12 protein-coding genes are annotated in these 13,051 nt (G+C 72.8%); 4 read left to right on the top strand and 8 right to left on the bottom strand.

All coding sequences use genetic code 11. The features are described 5' to 3' along the window. Window positions 1-10 precede the first annotated feature (10 nt). Window positions 11-1,273, bottom strand: coding sequence for an extracellular solute-binding protein (locus ACZ6EG_RS19545; protein WP_391972294.1), 1,263 nt, complete (start codon window positions 1,271-1,273; stop codon window positions 11-13). A gap of 244 nt (window positions 1,274-1,517) precedes the next feature. On the opposite strand from ACZ6EG_RS19545, the gene ACZ6EG_RS19540 reads away from it, so the two are divergent. Continuing rightward, on the top strand, window positions 1,518-1,733 hold the full coding sequence (locus tag ACZ6EG_RS19540) for a dodecin (protein ID WP_356605289.1): 216 nt from the start codon (window positions 1,518-1,520) through the stop codon (window positions 1,731-1,733). Window positions 1,734-1,773: 40 nt separating this feature from the next. Here ACZ6EG_RS19540 and ACZ6EG_RS19535 read toward each other — a convergent pair whose 3' ends face one another. Further along, a complete protein-coding gene (locus tag ACZ6EG_RS19535; protein WP_391972295.1) occupies window positions 1,774-2,265 on the bottom strand; it encodes a phosphatase domain-containing protein in 492 nt (163 codons plus the stop codon). A 59-nt stretch (window positions 2,266-2,324) separates the two neighbouring features. On the opposite strand from ACZ6EG_RS19535, the gene ACZ6EG_RS19530 reads away from it, so the two are divergent. Both ACZ6EG_RS19530 and ACZ6EG_RS19525 read left to right on the top strand, forming a co-directional pair. Beyond that, window positions 2,325-3,344 (top strand): LLM class flavin-dependent oxidoreductase, encoded by a 1,020-nt coding sequence (locus ACZ6EG_RS19530; protein WP_469606027.1) that lies wholly within the window; start codon window positions 2,325-2,327, stop codon window positions 3,342-3,344. A gap of 96 nt (window positions 3,345-3,440) precedes the next feature. Beyond that, window positions 3,441-5,789 (top strand): ATP-binding cassette domain-containing protein, encoded by a 2,349-nt coding sequence (locus ACZ6EG_RS19525; RefSeq protein WP_469606024.1) that lies wholly within the window; start codon window positions 3,441-3,443, stop codon window positions 5,787-5,789. 43 nt (window positions 5,790-5,832) lie between these two features. Here ACZ6EG_RS19525 and ACZ6EG_RS19520 read toward each other — a convergent pair whose 3' ends face one another. From ACZ6EG_RS19520 to ACZ6EG_RS19495, 6 genes are all read right to left on the bottom strand, one after another. Further along, window positions 5,833-6,759 carry a DUF2382 domain-containing protein gene (locus ACZ6EG_RS19520; protein WP_391972298.1) on the bottom strand — a complete coding sequence of 309 codons (927 nt, stop codon included), beginning with the start codon at window positions 6,757-6,759 and terminating at the stop codon, window positions 5,833-5,835. A gap of 6 nt (window positions 6,760-6,765) precedes the next feature. Continuing rightward, window positions 6,766-7,677, bottom strand: coding sequence for a lysophospholipid acyltransferase family protein (locus ACZ6EG_RS19515; RefSeq protein WP_391972299.1), 912 nt, complete (start codon window positions 7,675-7,677; stop codon window positions 6,766-6,768). Then, a complete protein-coding gene (locus ACZ6EG_RS19510; RefSeq protein WP_391972300.1) occupies window positions 7,677-8,447 on the bottom strand; it encodes a GNAT family N-acetyltransferase in 771 nt (256 codons plus the stop codon). Before ACZ6EG_RS19510 ends, ACZ6EG_RS19515 begins: the two co-directional genes overlap by 1 nt. A 214-nt stretch (window positions 8,448-8,661) precedes the next feature. Beyond that, a complete protein-coding gene (locus tag ACZ6EG_RS19505) occupies window positions 8,662-9,411 on the bottom strand; it encodes a succinate dehydrogenase/fumarate reductase iron-sulfur subunit (protein WP_391972301.1) in 750 nt (249 codons plus the stop codon). After that, entirely contained in the window at window positions 9,408-11,357 is a 1,950-nt protein-coding gene (locus tag ACZ6EG_RS19500) for a fumarate reductase/succinate dehydrogenase flavoprotein subunit (protein ID WP_391972302.1), read from the bottom strand. Before ACZ6EG_RS19500 ends, ACZ6EG_RS19505 begins: the two co-directional genes overlap by 4 nt. A gap of 1 nt (window position 11,358) precedes the next feature. After that, a complete protein-coding gene (locus ACZ6EG_RS19495) occupies window positions 11,359-12,030 on the bottom strand; it encodes a succinate dehydrogenase (protein ID WP_356605503.1) in 672 nt (223 codons plus the stop codon). A gap of 131 nt (window positions 12,031-12,161) precedes the next feature. On the opposite strand from ACZ6EG_RS19495, the gene ACZ6EG_RS19490 reads away from it, so the two are divergent. Further along, window positions 12,162-13,046: a LysR family transcriptional regulator gene (locus tag ACZ6EG_RS19490; RefSeq protein WP_356605307.1), complete on the top strand. Its 885-nt coding sequence runs from the start codon at window positions 12,162-12,164 to the stop codon at window positions 13,044-13,046. Window positions 13,047-13,051 lie beyond the last annotated feature (5 nt).

The following is a 13,051-nucleotide window of genomic DNA, read 5'->3' as shown; positions in this document are numbered from 1 at the left end:
GCGCCGGGCGTCAGCCCGCGTCGAGGTCCAGCAGTGCGGTGATGCGGTCGGAGGCCCGCCCGGCCTCCGACTCCGCGTCGGCCCCGGTGAGCACCTTCGTCATGTAGTCCTTGATCGGGTTGTCCGCCTCGACCGCGCCCCACCGGGGCGTGCCGGGGGTCGCCCGCCCCTGCGCGGCACCGGCCGCCATGGCGGCGACCCCCTCCTCGCCCGCGACGGCCTTGGCGAGGGACTTCTTGTTCGGCACGTAGTTCATGGTGCGGGCCAGCTCGGTGTTCCACTTGGTGCCCACGAGCGCCTCCACCACGGCGAGCGCGCCCTCCCGCTGGTCGGTGTTCTTCGGGACGACGAGGTCGGAGCCGCCGGTGAAGACGGCACCGGGCTTGTCGGCGGTCTTCCCCGGCACCGGGAAGAAGCCCAGCTTGTCCTCGAGGTCGGGGTTCTCGCGCACGATGGACTGGGCGAGCCCGGGCACCGCGACGATCTGCGCCACCCGCCCCGCGGCGAACACGCCGGCCTGCGGGGGGTGTTCCTCGTCGGCGTCGACGGGCCCGTCGCCCAGTGCCTGCAACGCGCGGTAGAAGTCCATGCCGCGCAGGGCGGCTTCGGAGTCCAGGGCGCCCGTCCAGACGCCGCCGTTCTGCGTGGCCAGCTCACCGCCCTCGTCCCAGATGAACCCGGACAGGGTGTACCAGTCCTGGCCGGCCAGGTAGATGCCCTGGTCGGCGACCGAGTCCAGCGCTTCGGTCGCGGTGAGCCATTCCTCGCGGGTGCGGGGCGGCTCGGTGATGCCGGCCTGCTCGAACAGGTCCTTGCGGTAGATGACCACGCGGTTGGCGGCGTACCAGGGGATGCCGAACTGCTGGGACAGCCACTGCCCCGGTTCGGCGAGGCCGGGCAGCCAGTCCCGGATGCCCCAGTCCCGCATCGACTCCAGCGTCAGGTCCTGCAGCCGGCCGCCCTCCGCGTACTCCGGGACCTGGGTGTTGCCGACCTCGATGACGTCGGGCCCGTTCGTGCCGTCGGCTTCGAGGGCGGTCTGCACCTTGTCGCCGATCCCGGTCCACTCCTGGATCCGGACGTCGAGGTCGAGGCCGGTGTGCTCCCGCTCGAACTCCTCGGTGAACCGGTGCAGGAAGTCCTGCGAGGCACTGTCCTTCATCAGCCACACGGTGACGGTGCGCCGCTCCCCGCCGCCGTCCTGCGACGCCAGGCCGCAGCCGCTGAGCAGGGAGGCGGACACACAGACGAGGGCGAGCAGGCGACGTCTCACGAAGGGGTCCTTCTGTCTGACGGACAGGGCGGAGCGGACAGGAAGGTCCTGCGCACGCGAAGGGAGACCCGACGTGGGGGCACGAGCCCGAGGCTCGAACGGGTGTCTGAGATTTTGGTATGGACCAATGCGGAGGTCAAGGGGGCGGCGAGGCCCGGTCGCCGACGTCTCGCGCTCCGTCGCCGCTTGGGGCACGGTGGAGTGACGCACGGCACACCGCTGCCCCGCGGAAGGGAGCACCCGCATGTCGAACCACACCTACCGGGTCACCGAGATCGTCGGCACCTCGCCCGACGGCGTCGACCAGGCCGTTCGCAACGGCGTCAGCCGCGCCTCGCAGACACTGCGCAACCTGGACTGGTTCGAGGTGACCCAGGTGCGCGGCCAGATCGAGGACGGGGTCGTAGCGCACTGGCAGGTCGGCCTGAAGCTCGGCTTCCGCCTGGAGGAGTCCGACTGAGGGCGCGGCAGGCGCCCCGCTCCCGGCCCGTCCGGACGGGTCAGGTGCGGCCCTCGCGCTCCTGGGCCGCCCTCAGCTCGGCCGACCGGGCCGCCCAGCGTGCCCGGACGACGGTGAAGCCGGCGCGCTCGGCGTCGTCGCAGACCAGCTCGTCGTCGTCCACGAGGACCCGGACCTCGCGGTTGCGCGCGAGCCGCCGCAGGATCTCCAGCTTGGTGCGCCGGGCGGGCCGGCGGTCGGCGTCGCCCCGCATGTGCAGGGGCCCCGCCGGCAGCCCGTGCGCGGCCAGCCAGTCGAGCGTGTCCCGCCGGCAGCGCTCGGGCCGCCCGGTCAGGTAGACGATCTCGCATTCCTCGGCGTGCTCCCGCACCAGCGCGACGCCCTCCGCGAGCGGCGGGTCGTGCGGCGCGGCGGCGAAGAAGGCGTCCCAGGCGCGCGGCCGGCGCTCCAGGAACCGCTGCCGGTGCGCGGTGTCGGCGAGGGTGTTGTCCAGGTCGAACACGGCCACCGGAGGCCTCTTGGTGTCGCTCACCGCTCCACCCTAGAGCGGGGCGCCGGGAATCCTGGCGCCCCGCGGACGTTGAACCCGGTGTGAGCTCAGCGATCGCGACCACCCGATTCTCCGTCCTGGACCGCTCCCGCATCCGCGAGGGCCGCAGCGCCCAGGAGGCGCTGCGCGACACCGTGGAGCTGGCGCGGGAGGTCGAGCGGCTCGGCTACCACCGCTTCTGGGTGTCGGAGCACCACGGTGTGCCGGGGGTGGCCGGCTCCGCGCCGACCGTGCTGGCCGCCGCCGTGGCCGGTGCCACCCGGACGGTCCGGGTCGGCACGGGCGGCGTGATGCTGCCCAACCACCGGCCGCTGGTCGTCGCCGAGCAGTTCGGCGTGCTGGAGTCGCTCTTCCCCGGCCGGATCGACATGGGCCTGGGCCGCTCGGTGGGCTTCACCGACGGGGTGCGCAGGGCGCTGGGCCGGGACAAGGACGACGCCGAGGACTTCGGCGCCCAGCTGGCCGAGCTGCTGGGCTGGTTCCGGGGCACCTCACCGACCGGCGCGCACGCCCGGCCCGCGGAGGGACTGACCGTCCCGCCCTTCGTACTGGCCATGGGCGAGGGCGCGGCGGTCGCGGCCCGGGCCGGCCTGCCGATGGTCATCGGGGACCTGCGCGACCGCGACAGGATGCGCCGCGGCATCGACCGCTACCGGGCCGGTTTCCGCCCCTCCGAGTGGAGCGCCGAGCCGTACGTCGTCGTCTCCGGCACGATCGCGGTGGCCGCCACGCCCGAAGCGGCCCGGCGGCTCCTGGTGCCGGAGGCCTGGTCGATGGCCCACGCCCGTACCCGCGGCACCTTCCCTCCCCTGCCCCCGGCCGAGGAGGTCGAGGCGCGGACGATGACCGCGAAGGAACGGGAGCTGTACGAGGCCGGGCTCGACGGCCACCTCGCGGGCACCGAGGAAGAGGTCGCCGAGGAGCTGGAGGCGCTGGTGGAGGAGACGGGAGCGCAGGAGGTCCTCGTCACCACCAGTACGTACGACCGGGCGGCGCTGCTGGACTCCTACCGGCGGCTCGCCCGCGTCACCGGCACGGGAACGGCCGCCGCACCGGCGTAGGATCGCGGGGTTTGTCCCACCCGCCGCGACCACCCGCCGCCGGCACCGGCCGAGACCCCGGCGGCCGCGGCCGAAGAACGTACGGAGTTCCCCGCGATGCACAGCCCCCACGACCCGTACGTTCGGGTCCGCGACGCCCGTGAGCACAACCTCAAGGGCGTGGACGTGGACGTCCCCCGGGACGTGGTGGCCGTGTTCACCGGCGTGTCGGGCTCCGGGAAGTCGTCGCTGGCGTTCGGGACGGTCTACGCGGAGGCGCAGCGGCGCTACTTCGAGTCGGTCGCGCCGTACGCCCGCCGGCTGATCCAGCAGGTCGGTGCTCCGAAGGTCGGCGAGATCACCGGGCTGCCGCCCGCCGTGTCGCTGGAGCAGCGCCGCGCGGCGCCGACGTCCCGTTCCTCGGTCGGCACGGTCACCAACCTGTCCAACTCCCTGCGGATGCTGTTCTCCCGCGTCGGCGACCACCCGCCCGGCGCCGAGCGGCTCGACTCCGACGCCTTCTCGCCCAACACGGCGGCGGGGGCGTGCCCGGAGTGCCACGGACTCGGCCGGGTGCACCGGACCACCGAGGAGCTGCTGGTCCCGGACCCGTCGCTGTCGATCAGGGAGGGGGCGATCGCCGCGTGGCCGGGCGCCTGGCAGGGCAAGAACCTGCGGGACGTCCTGGAGGCGCTCGGTCACGACGTGGACCGGCCGTGGCGCGAGCTGCCCGCCGAAGAGCGCGAGTGGATCCTGTTCACCGACGAGCAGCCGGTGGTCACCGTGCACCCGGTTCGGGACGCGAACCGCATCCAGCGGCCGTACCAGGGCACGTACATGAGCGCCCGACGGTACGTGATGAAGACCTTCTCCGACTCCAGGAGCGCCACCCTGCGGGCGAAGGCGGAGCGCTTCCTGACCAGCGCGCCCTGTCCCCTCTGCGGCGGCGGCAGGCTGCGGCCCGAGGCCCTCGCGGTCACGGTCGCCGGGCGCTCCATCGCCGAGCTGGCCGCGCTGCCGCTCAAGGACCTCGCCGGGCTGCTGCCGACGGACGGCGAGACGGCGAAGGTGCTCACCGCGGACCTCACCGCGCGGATCGCGCCCGTCGTCGAGCTGGGTCTCGGGTATCTCAGCCTCGACCGCCCCACACCGACGCTGTCGGCGGGCGAGCTGCAGCGCCTGCGGCTGGCGACGCAGCTGCGCTCGGGGCTGTTCGGGGTGGTGTACGTGCTGGACGAGCCGTCCGCGGGGCTGCACCCGGCGGACACGGAGGCGCTGCTGACGGTGCTGGGGCGGCTGAAGGCGGCGGGCAACTCTGTCTTCGTGGTGGAGCACCACCTGGCCGTGATGCGGGGTGCCGACTGGATCGTGGACGTCGGCCCGCGGGCGGGCGAACACGGCGGACGGGTGCTGTACAGCGGTCCGGTCGACGGGCTGGCCGGCGCCGCGGAGTCCGCCACGGCCCGGTATCTCTTCGGCCGCTCGCCCGCACCCGTCCGCGAGCCGCGAATGCCGCGGGGCACGGTGACGGTCGGGCCGGTCACCCGGCACAACCTGCGCGGGGTGACCGCCGGGTTCCCGCTCGGCGCGCTGACCGCGGTCACGGGCGTCTCCGGCTCCGGCAAGTCGACGCTCATCGGCGAGATCTCGCAGGAACTGCCCGGCGTGGGCCGACTGGTCTCCGTCGACCAGCGCCCGATCGGCCGCACCCCGCGCTCCAACCTGGCCACGTACACGGGGCTGTTCGACGTCGTACGCAAGGTCTTCGCCGGCACCGACCAGGCGCGGGAGCGGGGCTACGGGGTGGGCCGGTTCTCCTTCAACGTGCCCGAGGGGCGCTGCGAGACCTGTCAGGGCGAGGGCTTCGTCAGCGTGGAGCTGCTGTTCCTGCCCAGCACGTACGCGCCGTGCCCCGACTGCGGCGGGGCGCGGTACAACCCGGGGACGCTCGAAGTGGCGTACCGGGGGCGGAACATCGCCGAGGTGCTCGACCTGACGGCGGAGGGCGCCGCGGAGTTCTTCGCGGACACGCCGGCGGCGGCACGCAGCCTGGCCGCGCTGCTCGACGTGGGACTGGGCTATCTGCGGCTGGGCCAGCCGGCCACCGAGCTGTCCGGCGGGGAGGCGCAGCGCATCAAGCTGGCGAGCGAGTTGCAGCGGGGACGGCGCGGGCACACCCTGTATCTCCTCGACGAGCCGACGACCGGTCTGCATCCGGCCGACGTCGAGGTGCTGATGCGGCAGTTGCACGGTCTCGTGGACGCCGGGCACACCGTGGTGGTCGTCGAACACGACATGACGGTGGTGGCGGGCGCGGACCACGTGATCGACCTGGGTCCGGGCGGCGGTGAGGAGGGGGGCCGGATCGTCGCCGCGGGGCGGCCGGCCGAGGTGGCGCGGGCGGGTGGCAGTGCGACGGCACCGTATCTGGCCCGGGTCCTGGAGGGGGTCGGGGAGCGCCGGTGAGGGCCGGTCACCGGCGCTCACGCCCGCGGCGTGGCCGGGGCGGTTACTCGCGGCCCCGACGGGGTTCGTCGTCGGGGAAGGACTCGGTCTCGGCCTCGATCCGCTCCTTGCGGACCTGCCCGCGTACCGTCTGGTCCTCGACGTGCTCCTCCGTGGTCATCCGGACGCGTTCCACCGGCACCGTCTCGGTCTCCACCACGGGCCGCTCCTCGTGCAGCGTGACCTCGTGCTCGGCCTCGCCGATCTCCGGCCCGGAGAGCGCCTCGTCACGGTTGGCGTCCGTGATGGGCTCGCGTTCCACCCGCACTTCCTCGTGGCTCACCGGAACGGTCTGCTGGACCTCCTCGGTGACCACGTACTTGCGCAGCCTGGCGCGGCCGGACTCGCGCCGTTCGACGCCGACGTGCATCCGCTCCTCGGAGCGGGTCATCGCGTCGTCGCGCATGCCCGCGCGGTCGGTGTCCTCCTCGTACTCGGTCGTGCCGCCCGCCGTGCCGGCCAGGCCGGCCGCTCCCATGCCGGTGCCGAGGTGGGTGCCGGCGGTGCCCATGTCCGTGCCGGTGCCGGTGCCGGTGCCCATGTCCGCGTTCTGGCCCGGGCCCGCGGCCCAGCGGCCGTCGTCGGTGCGCTCGGCCTCGGACAGGACGCTGTCCCAGTTGATGCCGTAGTAGTCGTAGAGCCGGTGCTCCTCGGTCTCCGACAGATGCCCGCCCGCGTCGACGTCGACATTGGGCGCGCCCTTGACCTGGTCCTTGGCGTACGGGACCTCGAGGTGGTCCTGCACCAGCGCGGCGTCGCGGATGGGCACGAAGGACTCGTTGGAGCCGAACATGCCCGTCTTGACGCTCACCCACTCGGGGCGGCCGGTCATGTCGTCGAAGAAGACGTGCTTGGCCTCGCCGATCTTGTTGCCGTCCCCGTCGTAGACCGGGTGGTCCAGGACGTTGGCGATCTCTTCACGGGTGATCATCTGGCATCACCCTCCTTCCGGAGTGCCTGTCTTCCGGATGTCCGGATCAGCCATACGAAAACGGTACACAGGTAACAAAGGGCGCATACTTTTCGAAGGTGCTTTCCGTGGGTGACCGTGCCGGCCCGTCGACGGCCGGCAGTACGGCGGCTGGGCGGCGTCGGCCAGGGCGCGGCGATCGTGGTGGCGGCCCGGTGGCACGACGGGACGGACCTCCACTTCGGCGGTGATGGCCCCGCGCGCCGACGCCACCCGCCACAGGGAGGCGAGCAGGGTGTCGTCGCCGACGAACGCGGGCGCCGTGCTCACCGCCCGCCCCCCGGTCCGGTACCGGATGCGGACCGGCTGGACCGGGACCCGGGCGTCCAGGGCGGCCTGGAAGACGGCCCGGCGGAAGCGGCCGTGCGCACGTCCGCACCAGGTGCTGCCCTCGGGGAAGGCGGCGACGGCCCCGCCCGTGCGCAGGGTCCGCGCGATCGCGGCGACCGTGTCGGGCAGGGCCCGCAACCGGTCCCGTTCGATGAAGAGCACGCCCGCACGGGCGGCGACCGCGCCCGCCACCGGCCAGCGCCGGACCTCGCTCTTGGCCAGCATCCTGGCCGGGCGTACCGCCGCGAGCAGGGGGATGTCGAGCCAGGAGACGTGGTTGGCGACGAGGAGCAGCCCGCCGGAGGGCACGGCGGCGCCCGAGACCCGCACCCGCACACCGGCGGCCCGTACGATCCCCCGGCACCAGCACCGCACCACGGCGGCGGGCACCAGCCTGCCGAGCGGCGTGAGCACGGTCGCGATCCCGGCGAGGAGCAGCACGGCGACCACGGTGAGCCGCAGCACGGCCCGCGGCACGGCGGTCGCGGGCCGGGACGGCTCCACGCACCCCGCGGGGGTGCAGGGCGCGGCGGGCAGCCAGGCGCTCATCAGGCGGGAACGAGCGAGAGGAAGTGCCGCAGGTAGCGGGGGTCGACCCGGCTCATCGGCAGCAGTACGTAGAGGTCGGCGACGCCGAAGTCCACGTCGTGCGCGGGCTCCCCGCAGACCCAGGCGCCGAGGCGGAGGTAGCCGCGCAGCAGGGCCGGCAGTTCGGTGCGGCCGGCGGGCGCGGGGGTGCGCGGGACCCACGGGAGCAGCGGCCGGACCCGGTACTCCTCCGGCGCCAGGTGCTTGGCCCGCACCCGGTTCCAGGTGCCGGCGGCGAGGGCTCCGCCGTCGGCGAGGGGGAGGGAGCAGCAGCCCGCCAGCCACGCGTGGCCCCGGTCGGTCATGTAGCGGGCTATGCCGGCCCAGATCAGCCCGATGACGGCGCCGTCACGGTGGTCGGGGTGCACACAGGAGCGGCCGACCTCGACCAGCCCGGGACGGATCGCGTCCAGGGCCGCGAGGTCGAACTCGCTCTCCGCGTACAGCCGTCCGGCGACCGCCGCGCGCTCCGGGGGCAGCAGCCGGTACGTCCCGACCACCTGCCCGGTCGTCTCCTCGCGCACCAGCAGGTGGTCGCAGTACGCGTCGAAGGGATCGATGTCGTGGCCCGGCTGGGGGCTCGCGAGCAGTGCGCCCATCTCGCCGGCGAAGACCTCGTGCCGCAGGCGTTGCGCGGCCCGCACGTCCGCCTCGTCGCGGGCGAGGGTCACGGTGTAGCGGTGGGGCGCGGCGGGCTTGGGCGGACGGTCTGCGGTCAGTACGCCGGTCATGGCACTCTCCTGGTCACGGGCCGGGGCGGCGACGGCGGACCGAGGGTGTGCGGTCCGCCGCACCTGTTCTTCCGCTCCCGGTTGGCCGGTGCGTGACCTGGGCCGGGAGAGTGGATGTGCGGCTGCTGAATGCCAGGAGCGCGTGGAGACGGGGCCGGGAGGAGCACCTCTCCCGGCCCCGTCCGTCCGCACCTGTCGGCGAACGTTCTCGGGGCTAGCGCCTCGCCGCCTTGCGCGTGGCGCGCAGCCACTCCTTGTTCATGCTGGTGATGGACATCAGCGGGATGCCCTTGGGGCACGCCGTCGCGCACTCGCCGGCGAGAGTGCAGCCACCGAAGCCCTCGTCGTCCATCTGCGCCACCATGTCCAGCACCCGGGTCTCCCGCTCGGGCGCGCCCTGCGGCAGGACGTTCAGATGGTTCACCTTCGCGGAGGTGAAGAGCATCGCCGCTCCGTTGGGGCAGGCCGCGACGCACGCCCCGCAGCCGATGCACTCGGCGTGCTCGAAGGCGAAGTCGGCGTCCGGCTTCGGGACCGGTGCGGCGTGGGCCTCCGGCGCGGCGCCGGTCGGAGCGGTGATGTAGCCGCCGGCCTGGATGATGCGGTCGAAGGCCGAGCGGTCGACGACCAGATCCTTCACGACCGGGAAGGCCGCGGCCCGCCAGGGCTCGATGTCGATGGTGTCGCCGTCCTGGAAGGACCGCATGTGCAGCTGGCAGGTCGTGGTGCGCTCGGGGCCGTGGGCGTCGCCGTTGATGACCAGCGAGCAGGCGCCGCAGATGCCCTCGCGGCAGTCGTGGTCGAAGGCGACGGGGTCCTCGCCCCTGAGGATGAGTTCCTCGTTGAGGGTGTCGAGCATCTCCAGGAAGGACATGTCCCGGCTGATGCCGTCCACCTCGTACGTGGACATCGCGCCGTCGGCGTCGGCGTTCTTCTGCCGCCAGACGCGCAGGGTGAGCTTCATGCGTAGCTCCGCTGGGTGGGGTGGACGTACTCGAAGACCAGGTCTTCCTTGTGCAGGGTGGGAGCCTCGCCGGTGCCGGTGAACTCCCAGGCGGCGGCGTAACCGAACTCGTCGTCCCTGCGGGCGGCCTCGCCGTCGGGGGTCTGGGACTCCTCGCGGAAGTGGCCGCCGCAGGACTCGGCGCGGTGCAGCGCGTCGAGGCACATCAGCTCGGCGAGTTCCAGGTAGTCGACGATGCGGTTGGCCTTCTCCAGCGACTGGTTGAACTCCTCGCCGGTGCCGGGGACCTTGATGCGCCGCCAGAACTCCTCGCGGATCTGCGGGATGCGCTCCAGGGCCTTGCGCAGGCCGGAGTCGGTGCGGGCCATGCCGCAGAACTCCCACATCAGCTCGCCGAGTTCGCGGTGGAAGGAGTCCGGGGTGCGGTCGCCGTCGACGGAGAGCAGCAGGTGCAGCCGGTCCTCGGTCTCGGCCAGCACCTCCTGGACCACGGGATGGGTGTCGTCGACCTCGTCCCGGTGCGGGTTGCGGGCGAGGTAGTCGTTGATGGTGGCCGGCAGGACGAAGTAGCCGTCGGCCAGGCCCTGCATCAGCGCGGAGGCGCCGAGCCGGTTGGCCCCGTGGTCGGAGAAGTTCGCCTCCCCGACGGCGAACAGGCCGGGGACGGTGGTCTGGAGGTCGTAGTCGACCCACAGTCCGCCCATCGTGTAGTGCACGGCGGGGTAGATCCGCATCGGCACCCGGTACGGGTCCTCGTCGGTGATCCGCTGGTACATGTCGAAGAGGTTGCCGTACTTGGCCTCGACCGCCTCACGGCCCATCCGCGCGATGGCGTCGGCGAAGTCCAGGTACACGCCCTGGCCGCCGGGCCCCACTCCCCTGCCCTCGTCGCAGACGTTCTTCGCGGCGCGGGAGGCGATGTCGCGGGGCACCAGGTTGCCGAAGGACGGGTAGATGCGCTCCAGGTAGTAGTCGCGCTCGTCCTCGGGGATCTCGTTCGGCGGCCGGTCGTCGCCCTTGGCCTGGGGTACCCAGATCCGGCCGTCGTTGCGCAGCGACTCGCTCATCAGGGTCAGCTTGGACTGGTGGTCGCCGGTGCGCGGGATGCAGGTCGGGTGGATCTGCGTGAAGCAGGGGTTGGCGAAGTACGCGCCGCGCCGGTGCGCCCGCCACACGGCGGTCGCGTTGGAGTTCATGGCGTTGGTGGAGAGGTAGAAGACGTTGCCGTAGCCGCCGCTCGCCAGGACCACCGCGTCCGCGTAGTACGTGTCGATCTTCCCGGTGATCAGGTCCCGGGCGACGATGCCGCGCGCCCGCCCGTCCACGACGATCAGGTCGAGCATCTCGGTGCGCGGGTGCATCTCGACGTTGCCGGCCGCGATCTGCCGGCTGAGCGCCTGGTAGGCGCCGAGCAGCAGCTGCTGGCCCGTCTGCCCGCGGGCGTAGAAGGTGCGGGAGACCTGGACGCCGCCGAAGGAGCGGGTGTCGAGGAGGCCGCCGTACTCGCGGGCGAAGGGCACGCCCTGCGCCACGCACTGGTCGATGATCTCCACGGAGATCTGCGCGAGGCGGTGCACGTTGGACTCGCGGGAGCGGAAGTCGCCGCCCTTGACGGTGTCGTAGAACAGCCGGTGGACCGAGTCGCCGTCGTTGCGGTAGTTCTTCGCGGCGTTGATGCCGCCCTGCGCGGCGATGGAGTGGGCGCGGCGCGGCGAGTCCTGGTAGCAGAACTGGACGACGCGGTAGCCCTGTTCGGCGAGGGTCGCGCCGGCCGAGCCGCCCGCAAGGCCGGTGCCGACGACGATGACCGTCTGCTTGCGCCGGTTGGCGGGGTTGACCAGCTTGGCCTCGAAGCGGCGGGTGTCCCAGCGCTCGTTGACGGGTCCGGCCGGGGCCTTGGTGTCGGCGACCGGCTCACCGGTCGTGTAGTCGGCGTAGGTCGTCATTTCAGCTCACCACTCCGGTCATGACGCCCACGGGGACGGCGACGAAGCCGACCGTGAGCAGCAGCGCGAGGACGTTCGCGGTCGTCTTCAGGACCCGGTCGCGGGTGCGGCTGCCGGCGCCGAGGGTCTGGGCGGCGCTCCAGAAGCCGTGCCGGACGTGCAGACCGACGGCGAGCACCGCGACGATGTAGATGAGGTTGCCGTACCAGGTGGAGAAGGTGTCCACGACGTTCTGGTAGGGCTTGCCGGTCTCGAAGCCGCCGGAGTGCACGGTGCCGGTGGTCAGGTCGAGGATGTGCCAGACGATGAACAGGGCGAGGATGATCCCGCCCCAGCGCATGGTGCGCGTGGCGTAGCTCGCCCGCTTCTTCCTGTGCACGTACTTGCTGGGCCGCGCCTTGATGTCGCGGCGGCTGAGCTGGTAGGCGGAGACGGCGTGGGCGACGACGGCGACGACCAGCACGACGCGGACCAGCCAGAGCGTCCACTCGTAGTGCATGAACGGCTCGCCGACCGTGCGCAGCCAGTGGGCGTAGTGGTTGAACTCCTCGGTCCCGAAGAAGATCTTCAGGTTTCCGATCATGTGGACGACCAGGTAGAGCAGCATGACGAGACCGCTGACCGCCATCACTGTCTTCTTGCCGACGGTCGAGTCCCACACGGTGCGCGCCATGGACGGCCGTCGGTCCGTCCGCGTTGCCAGAGCCATGTCACAGGACGCTACGGGGCCGAGGGCCCATCGGTCCAAGACATGGTCCGCCTCGTTTCCATAGGCTTTCTCTATGAGTGTCGTACGCTCGCGGTATGCAGCTGCACCAGCTCCGGTACTTCGTGGCGGTCGCCGAGACCCGGCACTTCACCCGGGCCGCGGAGGTCGTCCACGTGGCCCAGCCCTCACTGTCCCAGCAGATCAAGGCGCTGGAGCGGGAGCTGGGCGCCGACCTGTTCCTGCGGGCGCGGGGCAATATCACGCTGACCGACGCCGGGGAGGCGCTGCTGCCGCTGGCCCGGCGCATCCTGGCCGACGCGGACACCGCGCGGCACGAGGTCCTGGAACTCGTGCAGCTGCGGCGCGGCCGGGTGCGGCTGGGCGCCACCCCGAGCCTGTGCACCGGGCTGCTGCCGGACGTGCTGCGCGCTTTCCACGACCGGTACCCCGGCATCCAGCTGATGATCGAGGAGGGCGGCTCGCACGACCTGGTCCGGCAGCTCGCGCGCGGCGCGCTCGACCTGGCCCTGGTGGTGCTCCCGCTGCCCACCGCGTCGCCTTCGCTGACCACGGTGGAACTGCTCCGGGAGGACCTGGTGGTGGTGTCCTCGCCGGAGTCGCCCCGACCGGGCGGCGGGCGGCGGGCGGTGCGCGTCGCCGACCTGGAGGGCGAGCGCCTGGTGATGTTCCGGCACGGCTACGACCTGCGGGAGCTGACCGTGGCGGCGTGCCGCGCGGAGGGCTTCGAGCCGGACTTCGCGGTCGAGGGCGGGGAGATGGACGCGGTGCTGGGGTTCGTACGGGCGGGCCTCGGGATGGCGGTCGTCCCGCGGATGGTGGCGGCGCGGTCCGGGCGAGGGCTGCGGGTGACCCCGCTGGTCCGGCCCGGTCTGCACCGGACCATCGCCCTGGCCCACCGCAGCGACGTGGCTCCGCCGAGGGCGGCGCGGGAGCTGCAGCGGATGCTGCTGGAGCGGTGAGCCGC

Source organism: Streptomyces sp. NPDC041968 (assembly GCF_055589025.1).
The sequence above is the reverse complement of the archived record's forward strand: the minus strand, read 5'-3'. Positions and strand labels throughout refer to the sequence as shown.

What these genes read in the sequence shown, in the direction of transcription:
- ACZ6EG_RS19520 (WP_391972298.1), bottom strand. Translation starts at nt 6,759, where the DNA reads ATGATCACCCGTGAAGAGATCGCCAACGTCCTGGACCACCCGGTCTAC.
- ACZ6EG_RS19510 (WP_391972300.1), bottom strand. Translation starts at nt 8,447, where the DNA reads ATGACCGGCGTACTGACCGCAGACCGTCCGCCCAAGCCCGCCGCGCCC.
- ACZ6EG_RS19505 (WP_391972301.1), bottom strand. Translation starts at nt 9,411, where the DNA reads ATGAAGCTCACCCTGCGCGTCTGGCGGCAGAAGAACGCCGACGCCGAC.
- ACZ6EG_RS19495 (WP_356605503.1), bottom strand. Translation starts at nt 12,030, where the DNA reads ATGGCGCGCACCGTGTGGGACTCGACCGTCGGCAAGAAGACAGTGATG.
- ACZ6EG_RS19500 (WP_391972302.1), bottom strand. Translation starts at nt 11,357, where the DNA reads ATGACGACCTACGCCGACTACACGACCGGTGAGCCGGTCGCCGACACC.
- ACZ6EG_RS19515 (WP_391972299.1), bottom strand. Translation starts at nt 7,677, where the DNA reads ATGAGCGCCTGGCTGCCCGCCGCGCCCTGCACCCCCGCGGGGTGCGTG.
- ACZ6EG_RS19540 (WP_356605289.1), top strand. Translation starts at nt 1,518, where the DNA reads ATGTCGAACCACACCTACCGGGTCACCGAGATCGTCGGCACCTCGCCC.
- ACZ6EG_RS19525 (WP_469606024.1), top strand. Translation starts at nt 3,441, where the DNA reads ATGCACAGCCCCCACGACCCGTACGTTCGGGTCCGCGACGCCCGTGAG.
- ACZ6EG_RS19490 (WP_356605307.1), top strand. Translation starts at nt 12,162, where the DNA reads ATGCAGCTGCACCAGCTCCGGTACTTCGTGGCGGTCGCCGAGACCCGG.